Source organism: Mesorhizobium sp. STM 4661, assembly GCF_000359125.1.
In the GTDB taxonomy this organism is placed as follows: domain Bacteria; phylum Pseudomonadota; class Alphaproteobacteria; order Rhizobiales; family Rhizobiaceae; genus Mesorhizobium.
On sequence record NZ_CAAF010000027.1, the window covers coordinates 121,328 to 146,565 of the forward strand.

Sequence of the window (25,238 nt, forward strand, 5' to 3'; positions counted from 1 at the left end):
ACCTCCGTCCCGGTCCGATCAATGATTATCTCGAGGTCATCGATATCGACCGGTCAGCGGGCAATTTTACGATCCAGTCAATCTCAACGACCCGCACCTTTTGGCGCAGGATGGCCTCGCCTCGCGGTTTCATCAGATGGTTTTCGATCGACCCGAGTAACGCCCAAAGGGATCGAGAGGTGAGGGAGTGCGGAGATAAGACAGCGACTGCCAGCGGATTTATCGCAAGCCTATAAAGCGCAGCAGATGCGACGATCGGAGGGCGCCATGAACTGGAATCCAGCAGCCAAGTTGATCACGGATTTGACACCGGTCTTTGTTCGACAAAGCCTGAAACTTGCAGAACCCGAACTCGCCTGTCCGAACCCAATTTCGTTCACGTTCGAGGATCTTTGCCTGTCTCTTGCGCGAACGACCTCTCACCAGTCAGCGATCCAACATTGGTCCGTTGAGAAGCGGCTAGAATGGTTGCGAGTGAAAGGTTTTCACTTGGCAGCGCACTTGAATTTGTTCGTCAATGCGGCAGATGAGGAATTCCTGTTTACAAATGAGATCGATATCGAGGCGGATGAACAACGAACATCATTGGCTGCGCAAGTCGGAACGGCGGTAGCGGACCTTATCATGCAACGCATGGGCTTTTACTGGTCTGCAAACGCGCGCGAGCTTAAACTGAGGCGGACCGGCAAGCAGAAATCCCGGAAAATCCCCGACTTCGTTTACGATCCGGCTGAGGGGCATGGATTTCCGCCGGGAAGTATCGTTGTCGTTGAGGCGAAGGGCAGCCTTTCGAAGCAAAGGGCTAAAAGAGGACCAATTCGCAGGCTGGCGCGCGACGCATATAACGAGCAGGTGCGGCATATGATAGGCGCCAGATCCAAAGGTTTGGTCGTCGCGAGTGGCTATGCTATCGCCTTCGGCACTGTTCCCGGTGCGAGCTCTTCGACCTTGGCGCTTGCAAGCCCGCAGCGGATTCGCGCGGACGCTCCCTCCCCGGTACCGGTCCGTTCGCTTTCGGCTGCCGCAAGCTACCAGCAACAGGTAGCACCGCAGGTTACCGAGCAAGCACGGCAAATGCATAAGGAATTGATGCATCAAGAATTGTCGGGACGCGAAGGCGGATTCGGCAAGCCGCCTGGCGATGGGGGCAGAAGAGAGGGCGAACGCCGCTCGCCAAGAGGCCGCATCGCCTATGCAAACTACGAGTCCGTCTTTTTGGTTTGCGGCGCAATGAATGCTGCGCACGTGCTGCGCACGATCCTCTTGGGGCAAAGCATGGAAACGTTGGACGCCGAGCGCCTCGTCCAAGACTTCTGGATTGTCGAGCACAATGGGATGCGCTTTTGGGTCGGCGAGGGTGAGAGTGGGGGATGGCGGAGGGGGCTGTTCGCAATCTACGAGCCGTCGGGCAAGACAATCCTGCGGTCCGTGTCCGAGCATCGAGATACCATCCCCGAGACTCTGCCGCTCACTGTGGCCCCGATCACTGCTAGAGCGGAGTCAGACGAAGATAGCGATATCACGATTCAAGGCGATGGGCTGGCAATGTGCAACGTCTCATCCTTGTACAACCTTATGCGCTGGGATCTCCGCGCGGGCGATTGGTCATAAAAAAGATCGGCGGCCGATCGGAAAAATATCATGACAGAGGCAGAGAAGGCGCACCAAAAAGAACCCATGGCAGGACCCTCTGGAACACGGACGCGGCGAAGAAGCGGCAACGGAGCGAGGCCTGAGAGAGCGCATTTGCACTGAATATTCGTCGCTCCGACGCTTCTATAAATGATGTTCTCCGACTTTGTGGGTTCAGGTCTGAAGTAGCGGGCAGGGCCGGTGCGGCCAAAGTTGCGACGCGGATTTCTTCTAACAAATGGTCGGGAGTTCTTGCTCTTCGCTTCGATGGTTATTCTCCGACACCGATCAGGTCATTCTCAACCTCTTCAATATCGTTAGCCCCGAGGCGATTAAGAAGCTTCCGAAAGCTGCTAACGCCTGACGTAGGCAAGCCCCTCGGAAGTGACATTCCATCAAGACTGGAATTGATCGGAGGCGAAGTCCGATATGGGGCGCACAAATTTACGCATTAGATTGCCTCCCGAGGTGAGACGTTCACGCTTGTCCCTCGGAGCAGGAGAATCGGAAGCAGTCGCTAGATCCAGGAACGCACACCGTTCTGGCAGAAAGAGCAAAGGCTGCCCCGCTCTATACTCTCAGCAGGGGGTATGCTCGGATGGCGATCTACGAGGCGCAGAGTGCGATAAGCGGGAATCGTCGATCAATAAAGGCTAGGCCGAGGCGGAATCGGAGAATTTCGGTGAAGACAATGCTGGCAATGCCATCGAGAGGAGACGAATTTGTAACCGAGCGATTTTACTTACAGTCTAGCCACGAGGCGGGCCTTACGTTACTCTTCGAGTGAGATCCTACCTTACGATCGAATTGTCGCATCTTGATTCCGCTCGGGTGGGGTGGGGGGATTGCAATGCTCGACATTCCGCGGCCGTCACTGCGCCCATTAAGGATCTATGCGACTGATCCAGCGCGCGGTTACAAAGTTGCTCGAACGACCACCATCGGCATTGAGAATGAACCGCTCGATGCTGGGCCGATCGGCGCCCGCATAGAGGTCGTCGACTACGACGCTGAGAACGACTTGTTCTACGATGCCGTCGATCTCGACCATCCTTCTATCCTAATGCAGTCTGGCCTCGCGCCTTCGGAAGCCGATCCGCATTTCCATCAACAGATGGTCTATGCGGTCGCCTCCCGAACCCTGACCAACTTCGATCGGGCGCTCGGTCGCCGAGTTTCGCTGAAAAAGAGCAACGTACGGAATAAGCTGCGCCTTCTTCCGCACGCTTTCGAAGGTGAGAATGCCTTTTACGATCGCGATCTACACGCGGTGCTGTTCGGCTACTTCTCGGCTGACCCAGCCAAGCCTGGACCGAACATCCCCAATCAGACGATTTTCACCTGCCTCAGCCACGACATCATCGTTCACGAGATGACGCATGCGATCGTCGATCGGCTCCGCCGCTATTTTCTGGAACCGTCAAACGTTGACGTGCTGGCGTTTCACGAGGGGTTTTCTGACATCGTGGCGCTTCTCCAGCACTTCTCCTACCGCGATCTGCTTATCGATGAAATTCGACTTGGGGGAGGCGATATCGTCGATGGTTCGCTGCTGGTGAACCTGGCAAGACAGTTCGGCGAAGCAACCGGTGCCGGCAAAGCTCTCCGCTCGGCGATAGACACGGCAACGCCAGACCCGCGCCGCTACGGCAATGTGACTGAGCCGCACGCGCGGGGCGCTATCCTGGTCGCGGCGGTGTTCGATGGGTTTCTGACCACCTTCAGGTCACGCATTGCAGACCTTGTTCGCATCGCCACAGGCGGCAGTGGGAAGCTTCCGCCCGGCGAACTTCATCCCGATCTCGTCGCCAGGATTGCCAGCGAGGCCGCACAGACGGCGCAGCGTCAGCTCAATATGTGCATCCGCGCATTCGACTATCTCCCGCCGGTAGACATAACTTTCGGGGATTATCTGCGAGCGCTGGTGACCGCAGATTTCGAACTCGACCCAGACGACGCCTGGGGGCAGCGCGCAGCACTGATCGAAGGATTTCGGCGACGCGGCATCTATCCCGATGGGGCGACGTCGCTCGCAGAGGAATCTTTGCGCTGGCCTGCGGCCGAGCCCGGAACGGCACCAGTCGTCGACAGTCTCAGCTCCCTCTTGCCGGAACTGCTGCAGCGTGAAGCGGCTCGCTTCACAAAGATCTCGAGTGACCCCAAGATTGCGAAACGGTCGGATGAGCGGCCTGCGTCAATAAGCGATGATATGAATGAAGAAAGCGGCAGCGACGCGTCGAAGACGATGCGAGACGCGCTGGTCGCTTATGCGCAGCACAACAGTAAGGCGCTGCAGCTCACAGGGCGCCCGGACGTGTATGTGTCGGCATTTAACGCCGTATTCCGCGTCGCGCCCTCCGGTGCGCTCCAGATCGAACTCGTCGCGCAGTTCGTCGAAACTGACAAGACGACCGCCTCCGACCCTGATTGGGGAGGCGTTCCGGTGAGGGGAGGCACCACTGCCATCATCGGTGTCGATGGGACCGTGCGCTACGTCATAGCGAAGCCGTTGCCAGCGCACACGCTCGATCCTGCGATTTCGGCCCGTGCGGCTGCTCGGGTGGCCAAGCAGCGTGCTTTCGTCGAAGAGCTCGATGAGGCCGATCCAAGAACCAACTATCTCGACCAGTCCGAGTATGGCGACCGCATGGCAGCACGGATGAGTCTTCGAGCGCTACATGAGGATGCGCTGTGATGCGACGCACGATCCGGATGTATGAGGTCGGCTTCGGCGACTGCTTCTTGCTCGGATTTCACGATGATGCTGGCTCGAAATATGTGCTGATCGATTGCGGGACGATCACTGAAAAGAAGGCGCAGCTCGATAAGATTGTTTCCGACATCATCAAGACTTCCGGAGGGCGCCTTACCCTGGTGATCGCGACGCATCGGCATAAGGATCACGTTTGGGGCTTCGATGATCCGCGCTGGGCCGACGTCGAGGTCGGCGAAGTTTGGATGCCATGGACGGAGGATCCAAAGGATCCGCGCGCCACCCAAATCCGCAAACGCCATTCGGCCTTGGCGTTGGCACTTGCCGGCGCACCTAGCAACCAAAATCCGCTCGAACGCACGCCAGCACGAGAAACGATCGCTCAGGCGAGGGCGCGCAACCTCCAGGCCATCGCGCTGAATGCGTTGACCAATGAAAAAGCAATGACCACGCTCCATAGCGGCTTCGCCGGGGCGCCCCAGCGGGCGTTTTTGCCCAATGCGAATACAACCTGCGAAGCTCGGACAGTCATTGGCCTGGCGGGCGTTACCTTTCATGTGCTTGGCCCGACGCGCGACGCGAAGGCGTTGGCAAGCATGGATCCGCCAGAGGGCGCGGGATATTTGAAATGGCCGACACGCATTCCAAAGCGGCGCGTCGGTCCTCCGTTTTCCCAACGCTACCAGATCAGCGATCCCGATTTCGTACCTCTCGGACCCCGGCAAACTTTTCGCTTCGAAGAAAGGGCGGCAGTCAAGAAGTCGCTGGTTCAGCCCTCCGGCGTGTTGGCAGCGGCCCTGGACAAGGCCATCAACAACACGAGCCTAGTCATCGTCGTGGAGGCGGATGGCTACTTCATGCTGTTTCCGGGCGACGCGCAATGGGGCTCGTGGCAAGCGATCATGGCCGATCAGAAATGCCGAGCGGTCCTTGAAAAGGTAGACCTGCTCAAAGTTGGACATCACGGCAGCCATAACGCGACGCCGAGGGCTTTGGTCGAGGAGATCATCCTCAAGCCATTGACCGCGTTGTTCTCGACCAAGCCGGTAAAGCAATGGCCGAACATTCCGCGCGCGAAGTTGCTGGCCGCTCTCAACGAACGCCAGGCGAAAATCGCGCGGACGGACGCCGAACAGGACGTAGCCGGCGCGGCGTTCGGGGTGTCGAAGGGGCTTTACATCGAGTGGACTGGGTGAGGAACTGAGCATCGATTGAGGGGGATTGGATTATGGACGGCGCAGCTTGGATCATTTTGATCACGCTTGGCATGAGCGTCATCTGCTTCATTTTGTATGTCGTACAGAGCTTTGGGCTCTTCTCTCCGAAGCCAGTTGCCCCCGCGAAAGCTATGGTCGATCGGGCACGAGGTTTGGCTACGGCGTCGGTCCCCGAAATGACCGACCTCTTGAAGGCGACCGCGCTCGCCGACAGCCTTGGCAAGATCGGACCAGCTGTTACCTCTTTGATCGGCGCCATTCTCTTCGCCACGATCGCGGCGCTCGCGACGCATGCTTTGCCGGGCGCTGAACCCAAGCCGACGCCACCACCCAAGAGTACGTCGACGCCTCCGGCAAAGCCGGAGAAGCCTGCTGACCGGCCCGACAACGCACAACAATAGGATTTCCCCGCGCGGCGGTCTTGGTGCCGCCGACCCTGTGATTTTGCCGATCGAGAAAGGAGACTGACAATGACGATTCGACTGACCTGCACACCACGGCGGTTGCCTGATCGCGTCATCGACGAACTGGTACGAACGGGGGTGGCGGCAAACCGCGCGACGTTGTCAGTTCTCATTCCCCGACGCTGGCCTGCTGGTGGGGTTCGGCTCACGGTCGGCTTCCTTGACAACGCGCCGGCTGACTTGCGCGAGCGCATCGTTCTGCACATGAACGCTTGGGCCAAGAGCGCAAACGTCTCGTTCGTTGAGACGCGAAAGCAGGCGCAGGTCCGGATCGCGCGCATCGCCGATGGTGATCAGGGCGGCTATTGGTCGTATCTCGGTACCGATATCCTTCATATCGAGAAGGAGCAGCCGACGATGAACCTTGAAGCGTTCACCATGGCCACCAGCGAATCCGAGTTCAAACGCGTCGTGCGTCACGAGACCGGGCACACGCTCGGCTTCCCGCATGAGCATATGCGCCGACAGCTTGTCGAACTGATCGACCGCGAACGCGCTGTTCAGTATTTCGGAGAGACGCAGGGCTGGAGCGAGGATGAGGTCGAGCAGCAGGTATTGACGCCGATCGAGGATGGTTCGCTCCTAGGCACGCCCCGCGCCGACAGCAACTCGATCATGTGCTATGAAATCCCTGGTGAGATCACGAAATCCGGCGATCCGATCGCGGGCGGCACCGACATTGATGAGCTCGACTACGAGTTTGCCGGCTCCGTCTATCCTAAGTGAGCGCTTTAAGTGGAAGCTCTTGGTTCCGTTCTTGAGGTAGGACGCGTATGACTGCACCTTGGCTAGCAAGTTCGAAATCCATAACGCTATTTGGCCAAACGGCGCGCAGCCACTCCCATTGCTCTTCGAATGGCTTCGTCCCGGCTCCACTGCAAACGAGCATGAGCTCCGCCATCTAAGCACTACGCGGCGCTGGCCAAAACAACGGCGCTCGGGAGCGCCAACATGTTGGTGGTTTCCGCATTGCTGCGTAGCGACCAGGCGCTGATCGCAGCGCTCGTTGACGATCTCGGCACTGACTTTGGCTTTACCAGCGACATGGCTCACATCGGTGCTGACATGCGGCGATCGTTGACCGGCCGCATCGGTGCTGCGCTCTGCCATCTCTATCTCGACCAGCTTGGCTATGCTTGGCTCGACTATGCCGACCAATACATCTCCCCTCGCCGCTGGCCGACTTCCTCTACGACGGCGCGAACATTGAATCGACAGGCTTGGCATTGGCCGAAGCGAAGGGCTCAATGAGTTCAGCAGCTTCGGCACATCGGGTAAAGGTGACGGCTGACAATGCATACACCCGCCAGGTTGAGGGATACCTTGGAACGAAGACGATTGCTGGCCGGATTGAGTACGGTGCCGCTGTCGCCACCGCGATCTTGCCGGCGAGCACCTGGACCGCTGGCACCACCTCCTGCTTCCTGCATGTCACTGAGACCGCTTCCGCGCCTTTCTCGGGGCAAGGGCAGTCGGGTGGCGCAGGTGCCGAAGGAGTCGGTACCGGCACAGGGACCGCAGCCGGCGATGGTGACATGGATAGTACGTCCTCAGTGAGTTGCCGAATCGCCCTTCGTGACTATCGCGCCGCCTTCCGCCTGATTGGCGCACCATATCTCGTAGATTTCATTGACGAGTTGATCGATGGCGGACCACTCAAAACTGAGTTCGAGCACAGGTTTGGTCGCCTGATCGGCCCTGATGGTCCCTTACCATGGGTGATTGGCGAGCCCGGGGAACACTCATTGGGTGATTGGTATTATAGCGCGCAACATTTGCCGTTCTCGACACGAACTTTCGCGCTGCATGAAAGGTCCCTTGACGCGATCATCGAACTTCTCGGAATGTGCGGCTTGAACCGTGAGTTGCTCGACCAAACCGTTCGACTGCCTAATCTCTCGCGGCGGATGCGATTCGATGCCGAAGAATATGAGGCCGATCCACACCGCTCGCGACTGTCTGATCAATCGGGCTCGCAGCGGTAAAATGGCAGGGTGCCTACTACCCGAACGAAAAGAATTTTAGCTGGCCGAACTAAAGCGAACCGAGACGCCGCGCTTGGGTGGAATGCGCTTGCGCCGATAAAATCGCTGGCCCTTCGTCCCAGCGAGGCCAGATCAATTTGATGAGCGAAGATCCGCTCTTGGTAGGTCGAAATTTGTCACTAAAACGGGCCTTCGCGACAGCTATTGGCATCTCATCGCGCCGTCGTCCGCGACGACGAGAATTTCGACCGCTCCACAATTCGTCATTGGTTTCAGGGATCAAAAATCCCGCGCGGCATGGCGAGCCACTTCTGACCAGTTCCTGGGCCGGCGGCCGACGCCGCCCGGCAGGCGACCTAAGTTTCATCGCCAACAAAACGAATTATGCGGAGAAGACCTGCCATTAGATCGGCTCAGGGAAGGTCAGAAGGGTTTGCTATCGGCTAGGATCCTGTCGTCACGAGGCATGACTAGGTGCGCAATTGGTCATCGCACCGTCAACGTCGCGTGTAGTGCTATTAGGCAAACTCGATCAGCTACTGCGCCATCAAGATTGGTACTGTGCCAAAAAGACGGAGACGACACTGTATCCAGTTCACCGACCTTCAGCGGCACATGGTGTCAATGCCGCAAGTGATGGGGTAGAATAGAGATGATGGTGCGAGATGTGGAGCGCTCGAGTTCGCGATTGCGGCAAGTGGGTATCAAACCGGCAAAAAAGCTGAGAACCAAAATAGACATAACAATGTTTCAACCTGCATACATGGGCAAGGCTGAAGCGTTGATGTGGAAGCGGTACTATGAACGCAGATACCTAGGTTTGTTTATGACCATGTTTGGCTGCGGGCGGCACGTTGGCTACTCGCCGTCACTTAGCATTAAGCTCGGATTTTTTGCTGCACAGGCAGCGCGGCTATTTCAGGCATCGCGGTCTGCCGAGGAGGCGCATCGGGCTCTTCCGCCACTCGAGCGTTATTATGATCTTATCGCTATCGGGGCGCCCTCGACATTTTGTTCGCGAGAGGTGGCCCTCACAGAATTGGGATGGTGGCAGGCTCGACGCGAGAATAAGCCGCCCTCCGAGTATGGTATTCGTATCGCTTGCGTTGCCTCCTTAGTCTACGGTGTGGCAATTGATAAGGTGGCTTTGGCGGGCATCCGTCGTGCGCAAGCTATGGAATATCGAGATAGGCATGAAATGGAGCAAAGCGATTGGGCCGTAGTGGAGAATAAGCTTATCGAGTCATACTCCATTCTTAAGTCATCTCTTCGTGCAGACGATAACGAGAATAAGGCATAGCTCATTGTGTCGAGTTGGGCACCCACATGGCCGTAGCAGCCCGTAGAGCGCTAGTAAGAAGACCGCAACGCCCGCAGGCTTCGACAAGGCCTGTTGTCGGCGTCGCTTCCAGGGACGCGTCTGCAGCGATAGGCGGTTACAGGTACCAAATATTACTGAGCGTGAAATTTTGGATTCATCTGAAGCCCGATGAAATCTTGTACCTTGAGGGTGCAGAAGACATTGACCAAGTTGGAAGGAAAGGTGCTAAGACAGTTTCTGTAAAAAGGGTCAATGAGGCAATTTCCCTCAATACAAAGTCGGTCAGGGAAAGCCTTTGTAATTTCTGGAGGCACCGACGGCTTAATCCAGACCAAAAGATTTTCTTTCAGTATATATCGATTGCTCGCATCGCAGTGGAGTACAACGGGAACTTCGGGCGCCGAGTGGCCGGACTTTCTTTGTGGGAGAGAGCGAAAGTCACAACTAATGCAGAAGAGCGCGATCGGATCGTTGGTCTTTTGCAGCGATTTTTGTCCACTGTATCGCTGGAGCCTGACATAACGCTTTTCATACAGAGGGCTACGCAGCAGGAGCTTTTCGACGCCCTCATCAAGCCAATATCATGGCAGTGGGAAAGTGAGGACGCGAGTTCGGTTGAACGGGAAATCAAGGCTGAGTTGGTTCGCCGAGGCAGGTCCCAAGGCAAATCAAGGGCTGACAGTGAAATGGCCTTCGAGCAGTTGGTCACCCATGCTCTTCAGGTAGCCTCACAAAAAGGCGACCGCAGGCTAACCGCGGACGATTTCGATACGATCTTTGAGAGCGCGGGGACTGGCGCATGGATACCGGTCCTGCTGCCTTCCAGGACGCCCCTTCAGACGGCATTATATGTGGCCATGGCCACAGCCGCCGGCGGCATTGTCTTTTTGGGGTCAGGCGCTCTCACCGCCGGAGTTTTCACTGGGCTTATAGCGCTTGTTGGTGCCGTTATTTTTGAACGCATCAGCGGCATCTTGGCTAGCGGAGACCGCAGAAATCCACCTCATCAAAGAAAGGATTACGGCCGGCTGCGCAGAAGTCTAGGCCGCGGCGGCTATACGTCGAGGCTGTTCATTTTGGCAATGTATAACATTGTTGAAGGAACTGATGAGTTTTTTGGAGACGCGCATCGAGCAAAATTGACAGTAGTCCACAGGTTTTTGAGACTAAAGAACAATGTGCCGCTATGGACGATTCATTCATTTGATCGCTGCCTGTTGATCGCCTCGGCGTACCCGCTTACCTGCATCCTGTTGTTTTGGAGTATTTCAGGAAAGGTAGATCAGGCGCAGCTGTTAATTAGACTTAACAAACAGGCCGACCAATTGCATCTCGCTCTAGGATTTGTAGCTCTGCTGATCGAGGCAGTCTCCTTCTGGCTGTTGTTTCGTAGCAAAAGTTGGTTCAGCGCCGCATCAGCAATCGCCGGGGGAGCTTTCGCCGTAGCGCTCGCTGCGTTAGCAGGGGGTGCCCCAACGGCATCGAAATCGGGAGTTTTCATACTCGCTGGGATTGGGGCGGCAGCCCTCGGAGTTTGTATGAGCCGCTCGCAAACTAGGTTTGCTTTCCGCGGGGCTGTGTCGGGGATAGGAGTCGTAGCAGGGGTGATCGGGGGAATTATAACCTTCGGATGGTTAGGCTCATTCAACTGGATCGCGGGCGCAGCAGCAGGTGGTGTAACTGCCGTAGTTGTGGCGGGCTTCGTAACTGTTCGTCGTGAGGCACTTTTTGATGAAGTGTCCCGCAGACGTTACCTCTTTTTCGTTTGGCTGATTCTCCTGGTCATGTGTGGGTGGGCTGCTTTTTGGCTGCCAAGCGCAACGGCTACATGGGGCAAGACGGGCCCAATGGCCCTGTACATTGGGTTTCTGCCGCTCATCAGTGCGCCCTTCGTTTGGTTTTCGGTCGGCCTGACTCGTGCCCTGATGCATCGAGGGCTGGAGCGCAGGGCATGGTGGCCCTTATTCTACGCTGTTCTTGACGCTGCAGTTGGGGTTCTGCTTGTCGTGTGCCTTTCCTTGTCATTAGTCATAGCGGTGCAGTTTCTGAACGCGGTCGTACAATGTGGTCGTGGTGTTGGGAGCTGCGGGACGGGAGCTCCTCTACTGGAATTGTCAAGGATATTTCGGGGCCTCGACTCAAATCCGTCCGCACCGCAATTCTGGTGGGTGTATGCACTTGTTGGGTCGGCACTCATCCCAAGCGCTTTAAACCTGATGGTAGGAGGCGCCTCGCTCATGTGCGGGTTCCCTGGCCTTCCCGCGCTGATCTTAAAGAAGATGCCAGTTGACGATGCCCCGCTATACCACGATCGCAACGCACTCGCATTGGTCTGGACATTTCAGATCATTGTAGGTGCATTGGCGGGCATCGCCGTTCAGGTCTGTCTTGTTTGGGTGATTGTGAAAATCTTGATGCCTTCGGTTTGGCCAAACCTGCTGGAGATGTGTGAACGAGCGTTCGAATTGCATCTTCCTCAGGTTATTATCTCGCTTTTTTGAAGTAGGACAATTCATCCAGCCGCATGTGGGTTGTAGTGGATGGACAATCGACCGAGGTCGGTCCGTTGGCCGCCTTAACCTCGTGCAAAATTTGGGCCGAGCGACGCGTGCACGCCCGGCTTGCTTGCTACCCTTATCAGCCTGTGAGACCCAATTCAGCTGGTCAGTGCCATACGCGCCAACGCTGAGTGGGATGGCGTCTTCTGGCAGCCGCTCTCATTTTCGCTGCTTCTCTATTCTCTTTGGTGTGCTTCCGGATGTCTCTTTGTTCGCAGTAATTGGAGCACCAACTGAGGGCTGAGCAAGCTTGAGGGGCATTCGTTGACTACCGGTTCGCTACCTTGCGTCGACCCTCAGAACGTTCTAGCATGGTATAATGTCCAACCGCGGGATGGATTGACCTCGATGGCTAACGCAAAAACCTCTCAAATTGAAATCGTCGGGCCCAAGAAGAGACTCGTTATAAAACCGCCCAAGCATATCCGAGCTAGGCAATTCCTTGCTGATCTGGACGATGTCCTAGGCAACATTGGTTTGGAAGAGTGCACTATCTCAATTCAGAAGGGCAAAAAGCATTTCAAGGGCCGCACCAGAAACGGCAAGGCAATAAATGTGATCCTTCGCGACGGAGGCTCTGGCTTTCAAGAGCAGACGGTCTCTTTCTGTGACGTGCTTTCGGTGAAAGACCGCAGGGTCGAGGCAAAGAGGTTGAGGAAGGAGGGAATGAGACAGACGGTAATAGCAGAGCGCTTAGGGGTTTCGCAGAAGACGATCTCGAACGATCTTTGTCACGGCACGGACCAATAGGGCCACAAGTCGCGCGTCCTGTCGCTCTGCCGTCAATGTTTGCGGACGGGTAAACACTCGTTCGAGCAGTTTCCTTCTGGAATTTCATGAACTAGGCCGTGGATTTGGTTTGCCGCGCGCCGTTCTGTGAATCCGGCGATGAGCCGCTGCGCCCAGTGGTCGTTCGGATTGGAAAGGGAAGCAGGGTCAGCCAGGTAACTGCGGAGCTTCTGTATGGTCGCATCTTCAGGTGTCTGGCGAAGGTTTGCGCGGAGCTCTTTGACAGCGAGGGCAGCCCCTCGTTTTTGCCGCTTCCGTCAGCATGTCGCGCAACTGCGTGCTTGTCAGCAACCAATGCTTGTATGGCTGCCGTACTTTCCTTGAGGGGATTTTTGCGGCGAAGATCGCAGCTGGTTCATTGCCTCACAGCCAAAAAATGACGTCAAACGCTATATATGCCGAGTAGGGCGCCGAGCATTTCGGTCACTGGACGCATGGGGTCCATCAGCCCAAGATCGTATATTATGCTCGTTTCAAGATTCCCCTTGTGGTCGACGTAGTGCCGTTAGCATAGCGCTGGCTATCGGCTTGTCTCGATTAAGGCTGTTCGGTTTTTTGCGATGTACGGCCAGAGCGTAGCATGCGCTGCGGGAAGCGCTGGATGATCGTCGGGCGACAGCGACCCCCCAAAAAGGTATGCCGAGACTGTATTGCGGCCTAAAATTACCACTAATTTTGCGGCACAAATCAGTGGGAAGATTCCAGAAGGCGTACCGCTGTACGTATAATTGGTATATTGAGGCTGGAGGGGGACAGCCATGCATATCGAGTTTGTTGAGATTTCGAATTTCCGTAAGTTGATCTCGACTCGCGTTGGACTATCGAAGAAAACAACGGTCTTTGTCGGAGCCAACAACAGCGGAAAAACGTCGGCGATTACAGCGCTTCGATACTTCCTCGTTCAACGGGAGAAGAATAATTTCGCATTCAACGACTTCACTCTGACCCATTGGCCCACCATCAATACGATGGGCTTGGCTTGGGAGCAGGCACTGGTGGCACAGAAACCGTTGCCTGACCCGGATTGGGGTGCGGTGCTGCCATCAGTGGATATCTGGCTCGATGTCCCCGAAACTGAGCTGCACTACGTGCAACCACTGCTTCCCACACTCGAATGGGTCGCGGGCCGTTTGGGCGTTCGCGTCCGTTATGAGCCGAGCGACGCCAAGCAGCTTCGGATGGATTACGTCTCGGCACGCGGGGACGTCCTAGCACTCCAGAAGGAAGCAGCGGCACTCGCCGGGGAAGCGGGCGCAGCCGTGCCTGCTTTCGAGGTCAAGCTGTGGCCTGAAAACCTGGTCGATTTTCTCCAACGGCGGCTTACAAGCTATTTCACCCATAGATACTACGTGTTGGATCCGGAGGCCATCGCAGATCCGGTGCACGGGGTAGCCCAGCCTCAGCAGCTTAACGGCAATGAGCCAATCGAAGGAGATCCCTTCAAGGGGCTCATTCGCATCGACGAGATCAGTGCTCAGAGGGGCTTCGGAAACGGGGAAGACGGTTTTGAGGATGACAAGGCTGCAACGGCTTCCGGTTCTCGGAAGCTGTCCACCCAGCTGCGCCAGTATTACGCCCACCACCTTGATCCGTATGAAAAACCGGACGCGAAAGACCTGCACGCGCTAAGGGCGATCGAGCAGGCCCAGCAAGCTTTTGACGGTCGCCTGACCGACGGGTTTGAAAGTCCACTCAAGGAAATGCATACGCTAGGATATCCGGGTGTAACTGATCCAAGATTGAATATCTCCACACGATTGCGACCAGTGGAGGGGCTTAATCATGAGGCCGCAGTGCGTTTCGAGATCGCGGTCCATGATGGAGAGAAACACGTTAATCTCCATCTGCCGGAAGAATCGAACGGTCTCGGATATCAAAATCTCATATCGATGGTTTTTCGCTTAATGGCGTTTCGCGACAGCTGGATGAAGGTCGGCAAAGCGAAGGCAAAGGGGGGGGATGAAACGGTTATCGCGCCCCTGCATTTAGTCCTTATCGAAGAACCCGAGGTGCATCTCCATACGCAGGTCCAGCAGGTCTTCATTCGCCAGGCGTACAAGATCCTCCGCAATCACGACGAGCTTGGGGCCAAAGAACCTTTCCGCACCCAGATGGTGGTAAGCACACATTCGAGCCACGTCGCTCACGAATGCGAGTTCGACTCGCTCAGATATTTCCGGCGTCTGCCGGGAGATGCCACGAGTATTCCGACCTCCTGTGTCCTGAACCTCAACGATGCATTCGGCGGCGATCCTGAGACAAAACGTTTCGTCACCCGCTACCTTAAGGTGACGCACTGCGATCTCCTCTTTGCCGATGCGGCCATTTTCATTGAGGGGCCAGCCGAACGCATTCTCGTTCCTCATTTTGTGAACGAGCATGCTGAATTCACCAAGCTGTCCGAGAGCTACATCACCTGGCTAGAAATCGGCGGAAGCCACGCCCACCGCATGAGGTCACTGGTCGAGCGAATTGGCCTGACAACACTTATCATCACCGATCTCGACTCTTGCGATGCTGACGGAAAGGTCGCAGTACCGGTTAGGGGCCAGAACTATACCTCCCGCAATCAGACCCTTCGAACCTGGTGTCCGGCTGCCACTCTCCTCGATGAGCTTCTGGACAAGCCTGACGCGGACAAAATTCTGACCTACACCGATGAGCGCTTCGCGATTTGCGTGGCTTACCAAAGTCCGGTGCAAATCACTTTCAAAGGCACGGCGGCAGAAGCGCTGGCCTACACGCTTGAAGATTCGATCGTCTATGCGAATTTGCCCCTCTTAGCTGGCCTCGATGGCACAGGTCTCATTGCAAAATTCCGCACAGCCATCACCGACAGCGCAGATAGTGCTGCTTTGGCGGTAGCCCTGAAAGAGCATTTGAAGGAAGGGAACAAAGCGGAGTTCGCATTAGACCTGCTTGAGATTGAAAACCCAATCGCCCTCGCTCCACCACCGTACATCCGTGTTGGGCTTCTATGGCTGGCCAAACAGCTTGAACACAAGCAGCTTGAACTCGGCATCGTGAAAGTGATCGAAAATCCCCTTCCGATCGAAAATCCCCTTCCAGCAGCAGGAAATGAAATTGCCGGAGTGGCGGCATGACAGAGCTGGTACAATCCAACTCCAACATGAGTATGGACGATCATGTTGATGGGACGATTGCCGATGCCCTTCGGTTGGACGATCCCAAGAGCTTTTTCCTCTTTGCCGGGGCCGGTTCCGGTAAAACCCGGACGCTGGTGAAAGCGCTCCAACACATTCGCGAAAAGTTTCGCGAAAAGCTTCGCCTGCGTGGCCGCCAGGTCGCGGTGATCACATACACGAACGCTGCCTGTGACGAGATCATCCGGCGAACGGAATATGATCCTCTTTTGGTTGTCCGGACCATCCACAGTTTTGCCTGGCAGCAGATCCAAGGCCTCAACGCCGATATACGAACATGGCTGCGCGACGCGCTCCGGCGCCAAATCCTTGAACTTCAGGAAGAGGAGGTTAAAGGCCGGCCTGGCACAAAGGCGTCCATATCCCGCCTCGCGCAGATCGAGTCCAAGGGACATCGTCTTGATCGTTTGGATCAAATCAAAACATTCACCTACAACCCCAACGGTGACAATCGAGAACGAAATGCGCTGAACCACAGCGAAGTGATCAAGATTTTCTCGTCGTTCCTGCAGACCAAGCCACTGATGCAACGGCTTCTTGTCGAAAAGTTCCCCTTCCTTTTCATCGACGAAAGCCAAGACACCCACGGCGCCCTCGTGGATGCATTACTCAGCGTTCAGCAGGCACACAAAGAGCGTTTCAGCCTTGGTTTGATCGGCGACACGATGCAGCGCATCTACGCTGACGGAAAAGACCGTATCGAGGATGAAATCCCCGCAGGCTGGGCAGTCCCAGCAAAAAAACTCAATCATCGCAGTCCAAAACGTGTCGTTCGTTTGATCAACCAGATCCGCTCGTCAGCGGACGTACATACCCAAGAGCCGCGGGACGACGCGATCGAGGGGTGGGCTCGCCTCTTCGTATTCCCCACAGGCACCGACAACAAACCCGCGCTGGAGCAGAAAATCCGGGAATACATGGCGGAGATCACCAGCGATCTGCTTTGGAAAAGAATTGATGATTGCAAAATCTTGACGCTCGAACACCACATGGCAGCGCGCCGGATGGGTTTCGAACGGATGTTTGAGGCGTTGGCATCCGTCGACGAATTTCGCACCAGTTTCCTGGATGGCACTTTCGGTCCCGCCCGCCTCTTCACTCACTGCGTGCTGCCGTTGGTCACTGCTCAAAAAAAGAGAGACAAGTTTGCAGCCACGAGAGTCCTACGGGAACTGTCGCCGTTGCTCAGCAAGGACAGTTTAAAGGCTTCGCAAAAACCGGCGGACCAATTGGCTGCAGCTCAGACAGCGATCAACAACCTTATGGGGCTATGGGAGGCTGGTGAACCATCCTGCGGCCAAGTGCTGGAGAGCATATCCGCAACGAAACTTTTCGACGTACCCGAAAGGCTCAAAGCAGCACTCGCGGTACGAATGACCTCAATGGAGAATGTGAAGGCGGAAGACGAGAGGGCCGACCCGCCAAGTGAGGATATGGCGGCGCTGCTGGAGTTCCTTGAGTGCCCATTCTCAATGATCGAACCGTACGCCGCCTATGTTGCGCATGAAGCGTCTTACGACACGCACCAAGGCGTGAAGGGACTCGAATTTGATCGCGTCATGGTCCTAATGGACGACAGCGAAGCACGGGGCTTTATGTTTGGCTACGAAAAGCTGCTCGGCGCCAAGGCTCCCACGCCTGGTGACCTTAAGAGCCAGCAGGAGGGCAAAGACAATTCCATCGAGCGAACGCGACGCCTTTTTTACGTAACATGCAGCCGCGCTAAGAGGAGTTTGGCATTGGTTGCCTATACAGAAAACCCGGCCGCGGTGAGGGCGCACGTGTTGGCTAACCGCTGGTTTGATGTAGGTGAAGTACTGCTTGCGCTTCCAGATTAGTGCGGGAAGCCGCTACTAGTCGGTGTCATCGGGTGGTAGGATCGTCGCAAGCTCGGGCTCTATTTCAATCTCGTATGAAGTTGCGAGTTCCGCAATTTGAATGCCGACGCGCGTTCGAAGCTCCCCGAGCGCCGTGAAGAAGCCCAATTGATCTTCAAACCGCCCATGATCTTGAGACTGATAGTTTCGGAAGTCGGCGTGCGGCTCCTCCAAAAATCGACGGCAGGCAGCTCGGATCGATCTGATGGCGGTCAAACTCGGCGACCGTTCCGAGACAATGCCCAAGGCATCGGTGCAGCGCTTTCTGATTTCCTGAACCGAGCGCTCAACCTCGCCCGGAACCTCAAGATTTTGAGGAACATAGAGAACGCGGCGATCTTCCAGGAAAGCCAGAAATTTCCGAACTTCGTCCCGCTCAGCGTTTTAGATGTCCCACGATGCGCCAAAGCCTAACGCACTAGCTCCTTTGATCGAACTTTCGTTCCTCTCAACGATTTTGGTCCGCGCGCCATAAATGCCCCTCCTGAAATTCCGTTTATTCCTCTGGACCCCAATCGGGATCAATACATCCGAAACCAATCACCACCCGCACCGGCGTTATGTCGATCCTCTCGACAGCGGGCTCCTTATCGATGTTTCGTTCGATTGTGACAGTGAGGGGGAGGCGAACCGTCTGCTCGACATCTTTGCTATCTGAGCCCAGGTAGACTTCGTCTCGGTCGACTGTGTCATGGACATAATAGCGAAAATTGCCTGTGAAATTGACGATTGCGCCCACGGTGATGCTGAAAACCACGGTATCCGCATCGGCGTTTAGAACCTTTGGCTCAATTTCCTGAACTATCTCCCAATGCTGCACGGCAGACTCAAGGTTCTCCACCTCGTATTCGAGGGAAGCATAGGCATCACTCTCGGGGTCGAACTCTTCCAAAAACAGTTCCAAGGCGCTTCCGATGGCTTCGTTGAGTTCCGGAGCCGCCTGCTTGCGAAGCAGTCCGACGGCGCGTCCAACGACGAAACGGGCTTCCCCGTTGAAATAATCCAGCGCCTGATCGAGGTCGGGGATACAAACCAGGTGTTTGGAACTTTCCGCGAAAGTTTGCCAGTCACCATCCCTGCTCACCACCAAAATGAGCGTTTTATTGTCTGCGGCCCAGGATTCCAGGAGAGCAGAGCTAACGCATCCGGAAACTCACTCTTCTTCCGGTCCTTCGCCGAAAAGGGGGCTCCGGAGCAAAATACCGTCGCAGAATCTCTGCGTGCGAAACGCGGCCGTCTGCGGATATGACTTCTGGTTTGGTGGCACCGGCGAACACATTAAAGTAGGCTTCGGCGAAGTCCTGAGGCGCCTGCTGAAGGCCGATAGCCACTTCGATGGCGTCGTTATCAACCGGCTTCCGCCACCTATGTCTAACTTCACGCAAAGCCGAGCGAAGTTCCTGCCTTGCCTTGGCGGCGTCCCGCGCAATGTGCGACTTAACCTCGCCCGCGACCACCTCCGACAGAATGAATTGGGTCTTTGATCCCAAAAACTGTGCAAGCCCCAATAGGGCGGGCACCTCTAGATTGCACTGGTATCGGTCCAACGCGGTCGTATCCAGGGATATCCCCCCGATCTGACCGTGGGCGATCCCCTTCACCAGCGCCGCTTCATCAAATGTCGGCATGCAGCACTCTAACCATCTGTGGAACGGTCACGGCATTGCAGGCATCAGCCGGGAGCGGACGCCGTCACTGAGCTCCATCAAATGATCCGGCTCCGCTGAGAACCATGCAAAGCTTCCCCATGGGGGCAGAACAAGAACTGTTCCCAGCGACACGCTAAGGTCGAACGGATCAAGAACTCATGCGGCCCGTCGCAGCCCAACTGGAAGGCGAAGCGACCGGAAACCTTCCGGCAGATGCTGCTTGCTGTCCCAGGTATAGATGCCGGTCAGATTGATGTGCTCCCAGCTCAGCGGCGAGATGTGCCTGAGCAGATGATCCGGAATCTCGCGACGCATGTTGCGCAAGTGGGTGACGGCCCGTTCGATGTAGACCGTGTTCCAGTGTACGATCGCGCTGACGACGAGGTTGAGGCCGGAGGCGCGGAAGGCCTGGCTTTCGAACGATCGTCCCGGATCTCTCCGCGCTCGTGGAAGAAGACGGCGCGCTTCAGCTTATGCGCTGCCTCACCCTTGTTGAGGCCGGCCTGGCATCGCCGGCGCAGCGCCGAACTTGAATACCATTCGATCATGAACAACGATCGCTCGATCCGGCCGAGTTCGCGCAGCGCCCTTGCGAGCTGGCTTTCCTTCGGTGATGCGGACAGCTTCTTCAGGATCGTGGACGGCACCACGGATCGCGTCGTGATGGACGCCGCCAGATGGAGCAGATCATCCCAGTGCTCGAGGATCAGGGTGGTGTTGATTGGGGCTCCAATGTGGTTCGACAACGCCGGATATGCGTCGCCTTTCTCGAATGTGTGGAACTTCCGGTCCTTGAGGTTGCGCAGCCGAGGTGCAAAGCGTTTGCCGATCAAGGCGAACAGCCCGAAGACGTGATCACTCGCACCGCCCGTATCGGTGAAGTGTTCCTGGATGTCGAGGACCGTGTCCTGATCGAATAGCCCATCGAGCACGTAGGCCGCCTCGCTTTCCGTCGGACTGATGGGCAGAATGCTGAAGTAGCCGTACTGATCCGACAGATGGCTGTAGAACTTCGAACCCGGCTCGCTGCCGTAGTGCAGATTGACGTCGCCGCGCTTAGCGGCTCGGTCGCTTGCGCGGAAGAATTGGCCATCCGATGAAGAGGTGGTTCCGTTGCCCCAGAGGCGCGAATGCGGATGCCGAGTGTGCGCATCGGTGATACATGCTTGCGCGGCGCGATAGGTCTCTGATCGGGCGTGGAATGTACGCATCCACCCGATCTGGTGAGCGCTGATGCCTTTGGACGCGCTCGCCATTCGCTTCGGACCGAGATTGGTCGCATCGGCCAGCACGCCGGCCAGCATGGCCGAGACATTTCTTGGGACGTCTCCGGTGCGAACATGCGTGAAGTGATCGGCGAAGCCAGTCCAATCGTGCACTTCCCTCAACAGGTCTGGCACCTCAACCATTGGATACATATCGCTGATCTCAGCATTCAGTTCATCGGCCGCGGTCGGAACCTCGCCAGCCGTTGGCGTCACGATCAACGTGCCGGCTTCCAGACGAACACCTTCGAGTTTTCCGGACCGTGCTCTGTGCGCGAGGCGCTTGAGTTTGAAGTCGAGCATCTGACGCGCTTCGGCAAGCCACTGCGCGCCGTCACCTTGGACGCCCAGCCCGAGACGATCCTCCTCTTTCATTGTGGTGAATGTCGACCGCGGCATCAGATGCTCGTCGATCGGCCGGAAGGATCGGCTGCCGTCGACCCAAACGTCCACAGATCTAAGCCGCTCTCGCAAGGCCGCGAGCGTGGCAATCTCGTAGAGTCGCCGATCGGGCTTCCCCTGGCCGAAGATGAGTCTTCGATCCGCTTGGCTGAGGTGGGTGACCGGGACGCGATCCGGAAGTGTCCGCCGCTTCTCGGCATAGAGCCGCTTCAGCAGCGAAATTGCCGCAAGAAGCGGATCGTGACGCCGCGCGGATTGGAACGAGAACGCCTGCAGGAACGCACCGGCATATTTGTTGACGGTCGCATATTGCTCGGCCGCCACCGTCAATGGCGATGCCTCGTTGCCCTCGACCATCGACTCGAGTTCAGGCTTCATGCGCAGCAGCCTGTGCCAGCCTACTCTCTGGTCGAGAACCTCCAACGCATTCCTTCCATGGTCGTCCGCGGACTGCAGGGCTGTGATCGTGTCAAGGAACATGCGCAGCGCCTTGGCGGTGTCCGGCCTGCAATCCATGTGCCGCTGCTTCTTGCGGTTGCTGGCCTGAGAGAACAGCCGACCCATCAGCTTGATGAACATCGCCACGGCATCGTCGGTGAGCTTCTGGCCGAGCTTGATGACCTGCGCCACGATCAGAGCATGCCGGCGGCTGGAGTTGAAATCGCTGGCCAGCCAGGCCGGGGTGGCGTTCCCTTCACGGATCATCTGGTCCCACCGACCCGAGGAAATCCGCATCTGCAATCTCGGATCGATCTCCAGCGTGCGCAGGAAGGCGATTCGTTCTGTCAGCCCGACCAGGTTCGACGCACCAGGTGCTTCCGGCGCCGAGCGCAGCCAATGAAAGCGGGTTTGGCCGATCGACGGATCAACCTCCAACAGCCTGTCCATTGAGGCAAGCCGATCCAGCGAGATACCCGCAACGATCGCGTTCTCTGCCCGTCGGCGGGCAATCGCGCGACCGCCCAACCCTATTTTCTCGATGGAATGCAGCGAGGGAAGGAGGGCGTTTCGTTTCCGGAACTCGGCAATGACTGCTATCGCGATCGGCAGTCCGTGATCGCCGTTGGTTGCCACTTCGATTGCAGCTATCAGAGCGGCTCGCCGATCTTCTTTGGAAGCCATCCGAAGACTGAGATAGTCCATCAGATGCCGGCTATGTTCAAAACGGGTTTGTACCCGGCGAGCATAAAACTCGTACAGGCGAGCGTCGATACCGAGCTGCTCCGCAAGATATTTGATCGCAGCGGCTGGTGGCTGCTCGTTCTCCGACAATAGTCGCCCCGTTTGGCGCATTGTGCAAAGTTGAACCGCGAAGCCCAGCTTGTTTTGCGGTCGCCGGCGAAGTTCGCATTCCAAGCGGTCTGCCGATTCCAACGTAAAATGTCGGATAAGGTTATCCTCGTCCACCGCTATGCCCAGAAGCGTCGCCGCTTCCTTTGAACTGAGAAGCCTTCTTCTGCCCATCCGCATTCCCCCAATACACAACTTCGAGGGAAATCGGTCGCCATCGGCCACCTGCTTTCAACTGGCGGACAGCTTCATCTACAGATCAATTGCGAGCGTTCATGCTTCGTTCGACCTTAGCGTGTCGCTGGGAACAGTTCTTGTTCTGACCCGTGCTTTGGACGGAACAAGAAGGGTAGGCTTCACGATCGAGTCTCAGGAACATCCCGCTCGGCTCGTCCTCCCCGAAACCCAAGCCGGAAAGGGCGGAAGACGTGGCATGATCGGAGGCTCAGCAGGCTCAGGCAAGATGACACCCCCGGAAACGTGGCAGGTGTCGCTGCTTTCGAATCTAAGAGCCTTTTGAGATGCGAAGAACGTCCATGAGGTTTCCAAACCAAATTGCGTTGTCTCTGTCACACAATTCGGCGTCGAGCGCCCGCTCAGCGAGCGGTGAAAGTGACCAGCTGACCACTGCCTTGTAAAGATCAGTTCGTGAGAACTCGTTCGTTGATGGCGCATCAAAGCAATATTTCGCGGCTCTGACCTTCGCCGTCCCGATCACCGGCTGGATTGGAACGTAGTTCGCGAGTTCGATAATCTGGATGCCCCCTAATTCGCTCAGGGCGAATAGGTCTTCCCTTGCGGCCTCTACATGACCAGTTCGAGCCATGTACAGCGCATCAAAGGGCTCCTTGAGGTACATTGCCACGTCATCAAGCCAGCTGCCGGTCCATGGCTTCAAAGGCGTTGTCCAGCTCGCTTGGCGTCGGGTTCCAACGAGTGGTCGACCCGCAAGGAAGTACTGGGGTTTTGCCGTTGGCGAGGATCGGAGCAGAACCACGACAGGCCTTAGCCCGAGTTTTTGAAGATAGGCGACAACCTTGTTTGCCATCTCGAGGCCGCTGTCGTCGAAATATCCTCCGTCCACGAGCCTCGCATTGGTCACGTTGGTAAGACCGTTCGGCACCTCGTTAGGCGGAAACCTCTTGACGATGGCCGCAGGGCTGACGAGCGGGAACCTCGCGCTCAGCACAATTGCGGTCGAAAGCTTTATGTCGTGTCCCTCTCCAAGGCCTGGGTTGATGGAAGGCGCTTCATCTGCGGCTACCTCGGGCGGCCGACTGGCGGTGTGCCCGATAAATTCAAAGATGTTGTGCGCGGCGGTAAATAGGTCGACGCAAGGGCGCGTCGCGCAATCCGCGATGGCCGTTTGGAAATCGGAGACAATCACAGGCCGTCCTGTTGTGGCATCCGTGGCATTGAGCGCAAGCAGAGGCTCCCAGCCGCCCTGCGCCCGAAGGTAGCCGAAGGGCCGACATAGGCCTTGCGGTGTCTCGCTGGCTTCACAGTCCGTCTCTTCCAGGCCAATGGCAGAGGCGTAATGCCGCTCTATTGCAGTCCCGAGCGCAACGGCCCGATCACCTCCCAGCACGCTGCCAAAGGGGTCGCGGAACAAAATGCCCGCGACAGTCGAGGTGAGATAGTCGCCCGCCACCAAAGACTGAAGGCAGGTTCGCCAACTTTTCGAGGGATCAGCGATCGACGGGGTCGCCGCCCATGGCGCTCTTGCCGCAATGCAGGGTGGCCTGGCGCCGCCGGGCGAGTCCACCAGTGCCGTTCGAAAGGTCGTCACTCCCAACGACCCGCCGGAAACGCCTGAAAGGAGGAATATCTGCTTTGCCGGATCGGCGTACTGATCCGGGTGCGCATAGGCAACGTCGAGCAGGGCTCCGAGGACGGTGCTCACAAAGAACGCGGAGCGGCTCGCGCCACCCTCGGCGGCGATGATGATTGGGCGCGTTTCGCAAGCTGCAGGATTCGCCGCATCGCAGCCGTTGGCGACGAGCCACTCGTTGGTGCTGTCGGCCAACATTGACTGTCGGATGACGTCGCGGTCAGGCCGAGTTTGTGCCAGTTGCCAATCGCGCGAGGCAAATGTTTGGAGGTCATGATAATCGGGCTGAAACTTGGCCGAAAACACCCCAAGCCCGATAAAAGCAACGGCGGCCAAGACCCGGATCGGAATGGCGACTGCGGTAGTTAGGAGGGCGAGCGGGACGATCCAGCCTCCGAAAAGAACGGGTGTCAGTACGAGTGGACCCGATAACTCGCCCAGTGAAGCGGGCGCTGCCAACGCGACGATAAGGCCGGCCAAGCCGAGCGCCAGTATCGGATACGAGACTCGGGCCCTTTGCCCAGGCCCGGGAAACCGGCGGCATAGCCAATAATCCAAAAGGACAAGACAGGCGACGACCGCGAGACCGATCCAAAGGCCGAATGCCAGATTGTCGCCATTTGCAAGCGCCTCCTGGACGGGAGCCCAAGGCAGCCTTTCAGGCGCGCTTACGGCGGCATCGAGCACCCCTAAGTCAGCATTGTGAACGGTCTCCAAGCATCGCTGCATGGTTGCCAACGAAGAAATCACGTTGCACGACAGAATGAGCGACTTTGTGAACGCTACGGCACCCAGCAAGATCCCAAAGGGTGCTGCCGCAACTACACCGGGTAGGATATGGCCCGCGCTCTCCGGGGGGCCGCGCCGCCTCGTCCAGACATATAGCGGCAGTGACCACAGCACGATGATCGCGAGGACCAAACCCACGACGCGTCCGGAGTCGTGCGGATAGATCAGAAGGTCGCGCGCCTCCGGCAATAGCGCGAACGCGACGGCCGCCCCCGCAACGCTTACCAATGGCACACGCGGGGCCTTTGCAAAGAATGCGAGCCCCCTCATAAGGCTCCCTCGCACCCTAGAC

General features: G+C 57.0%; 16 protein-coding genes and 1 pseudogene. 13 read left to right on the forward strand and 4 right to left on the reverse strand.

What is annotated here, in order from left to right:
* The first annotated feature begins 267 nt into the window (after positions 1-267).
* The 13 genes from MESS4_RS08690 (at position 268) to MESS4_RS08750 (ending at position 18,134) form a co-directional block, all read left to right on the forward strand.
* Positions 268-1,611 carry a hypothetical protein gene (locus MESS4_RS08690; protein ID WP_006328994.1) on the forward strand — a complete coding sequence of 448 codons (1,344 nt, stop codon included), beginning with the start codon at positions 268-270 and terminating at the stop codon, positions 1,609-1,611.
* A gap of 871 nt (positions 1,612-2,482) precedes the next feature.
* Positions 2,483-4,327, forward strand: a complete 1,845-nt coding sequence (locus MESS4_RS08695) for a hypothetical protein (protein WP_006328996.1) — start codon at positions 2,483-2,485, stop codon at positions 4,325-4,327.
* Positions 4,327-5,541 (forward strand): MBL fold metallo-hydrolase, encoded by a 1,215-nt coding sequence (locus tag MESS4_RS08700; protein WP_006328998.1) that lies wholly within the window; start codon positions 4,327-4,329, stop codon positions 5,539-5,541. Before MESS4_RS08695 ends, MESS4_RS08700 begins: the two co-directional genes overlap by 1 nt.
* A 32-nt stretch (positions 5,542-5,573) precedes the next feature.
* The gene (locus MESS4_RS08705; protein WP_006328999.1) at positions 5,574-5,963 is read left to right on the forward strand and encodes a hypothetical protein; all 390 of its coding nucleotides are present in this window, start codon (positions 5,574-5,576) and stop codon (positions 5,961-5,963) included.
* 69 nt (positions 5,964-6,032) lie between these two features.
* Entirely contained in the window at positions 6,033-6,752 is a 720-nt protein-coding gene (locus tag MESS4_RS08710) for a M12 family metallopeptidase (protein WP_006329001.1), read from the forward strand.
* Between the two features lie 225 nt (positions 6,753-6,977).
* Positions 6,978-7,277: a hypothetical protein gene (locus tag MESS4_RS08715; protein ID WP_006329005.1), complete on the forward strand. Its 300-nt coding sequence runs from the start codon at positions 6,978-6,980 to the stop codon at positions 7,275-7,277.
* Entirely contained in the window at positions 7,274-8,011 is a 738-nt protein-coding gene (locus MESS4_RS08720; RefSeq protein WP_006329007.1) for a hypothetical protein, read from the forward strand. Before MESS4_RS08715 ends, MESS4_RS08720 begins: the two co-directional genes overlap by 4 nt.
* A 697-nt stretch (positions 8,012-8,708) precedes the next feature.
* Positions 8,709-9,311 carry a hypothetical protein gene (locus tag MESS4_RS08725; protein ID WP_157385538.1) on the forward strand — a complete coding sequence of 201 codons (603 nt, stop codon included), beginning with the start codon at positions 8,709-8,711 and terminating at the stop codon, positions 9,309-9,311.
* A gap of 161 nt (positions 9,312-9,472) precedes the next feature.
* Entirely contained in the window at positions 9,473-11,833 is a 2,361-nt protein-coding gene (locus MESS4_RS08730; RefSeq protein ID WP_157385539.1) for a hypothetical protein, read from the forward strand.
* Between the two features lie 405 nt (positions 11,834-12,238).
* Entirely contained in the window at positions 12,239-12,640 is a 402-nt protein-coding gene (locus tag MESS4_RS08735) for a helix-turn-helix domain-containing protein (RefSeq protein WP_036240923.1), read from the forward strand.
* A 797-nt stretch (positions 12,641-13,437) separates the two neighbouring features.
* Positions 13,438-15,783: an AAA family ATPase gene (locus MESS4_RS08740; RefSeq protein ID WP_006329015.1), complete on the forward strand. Its 2,346-nt coding sequence runs from the start codon at positions 13,438-13,440 to the stop codon at positions 15,781-15,783.
* Entirely contained in the window at positions 15,780-17,681 is a 1,902-nt protein-coding gene (locus MESS4_RS08745) for a UvrD-helicase domain-containing protein (RefSeq protein WP_006329016.1), read from the forward strand. The genes MESS4_RS08740 and MESS4_RS08745 overlap by 4 nt, the downstream gene beginning before the upstream one ends.
* Positions 17,682-17,777: 96 nt before the next feature.
* Positions 17,778-18,134, forward strand: coding sequence for a hypothetical protein (locus MESS4_RS08750; RefSeq protein ID WP_006329017.1), 357 nt, complete (start codon positions 17,778-17,780; stop codon positions 18,132-18,134).
* 82 nt (positions 18,135-18,216) lie between these two features.
* Here MESS4_RS08750 and MESS4_RS08755 read toward each other — a convergent pair whose 3' ends face one another.
* From MESS4_RS08755 to MESS4_RS08770, 4 genes and pseudogenes are all read right to left on the reverse strand, one after another.
* Positions 18,217-18,807 carry a hypothetical protein gene (locus tag MESS4_RS08755; protein WP_036240925.1) on the reverse strand — a complete coding sequence of 197 codons (591 nt, stop codon included), beginning with the start codon at positions 18,805-18,807 and terminating at the stop codon, positions 18,217-18,219.
* Positions 18,808-18,856: 49 nt separating this feature from the next.
* A complete protein-coding gene (locus MESS4_RS08760; RefSeq protein WP_006329019.1) occupies positions 18,857-19,348 on the reverse strand; it encodes a PIN domain-containing protein in 492 nt (163 codons plus the stop codon).
* A 177-nt stretch (positions 19,349-19,525) separates the two neighbouring features.
* Positions 19,526-22,500 (reverse strand): annotated as a pseudogene (locus MESS4_RS08765) (Tn3 family transposase).
* A gap of 331 nt (positions 22,501-22,831) precedes the next feature.
* Positions 22,832-25,216, reverse strand: a complete 2,385-nt coding sequence (locus MESS4_RS08770; protein WP_006329024.1) for a hypothetical protein — start codon at positions 25,214-25,216, stop codon at positions 22,832-22,834.
* Between the last annotated feature and the right edge of the window lie 22 nt (positions 25,217-25,238).

Coding starts and splice junctions, on each gene's coding strand:
- MESS4_RS08745 (WP_006329016.1), top strand. CDS start 15,780: ATGACAGAGCTGGTACAATCCAACTCCAACATGAGTATGGACGATCAT.
- MESS4_RS08720 (WP_006329007.1), top strand. CDS start 7,274: ATGAGTTCAGCAGCTTCGGCACATCGGGTAAAGGTGACGGCTGACAAT.
- MESS4_RS08690 (WP_006328994.1), top strand. CDS start 268: ATGAACTGGAATCCAGCAGCCAAGTTGATCACGGATTTGACACCGGTC.
- MESS4_RS08700 (WP_006328998.1), top strand. CDS start 4,327: ATGCGACGCACGATCCGGATGTATGAGGTCGGCTTCGGCGACTGCTTC.
- MESS4_RS08715 (WP_006329005.1), top strand. CDS start 6,978: ATGTTGGTGGTTTCCGCATTGCTGCGTAGCGACCAGGCGCTGATCGCA.
- MESS4_RS08735 (WP_036240923.1), top strand. CDS start 12,239: ATGGCTAACGCAAAAACCTCTCAAATTGAAATCGTCGGGCCCAAGAAG.
- MESS4_RS08695 (WP_006328996.1), top strand. CDS start 2,483: ATGCTCGACATTCCGCGGCCGTCACTGCGCCCATTAAGGATCTATGCG.
- MESS4_RS08770 (WP_006329024.1), bottom strand. CDS start 25,216: ATGAGGGGGCTCGCATTCTTTGCAAAGGCCCCGCGTGTGCCATTGGTA.
- MESS4_RS08740 (WP_006329015.1), top strand. CDS start 13,438: ATGCATATCGAGTTTGTTGAGATTTCGAATTTCCGTAAGTTGATCTCG.
- MESS4_RS08760 (WP_006329019.1), bottom strand. CDS start 19,348: ATGCCGACATTTGATGAAGCGGCGCTGGTGAAGGGGATCGCCCACGGT.
- MESS4_RS08710 (WP_006329001.1), top strand. CDS start 6,033: ATGACGATTCGACTGACCTGCACACCACGGCGGTTGCCTGATCGCGTC.
- MESS4_RS08705 (WP_006328999.1), top strand. CDS start 5,574: ATGGACGGCGCAGCTTGGATCATTTTGATCACGCTTGGCATGAGCGTC.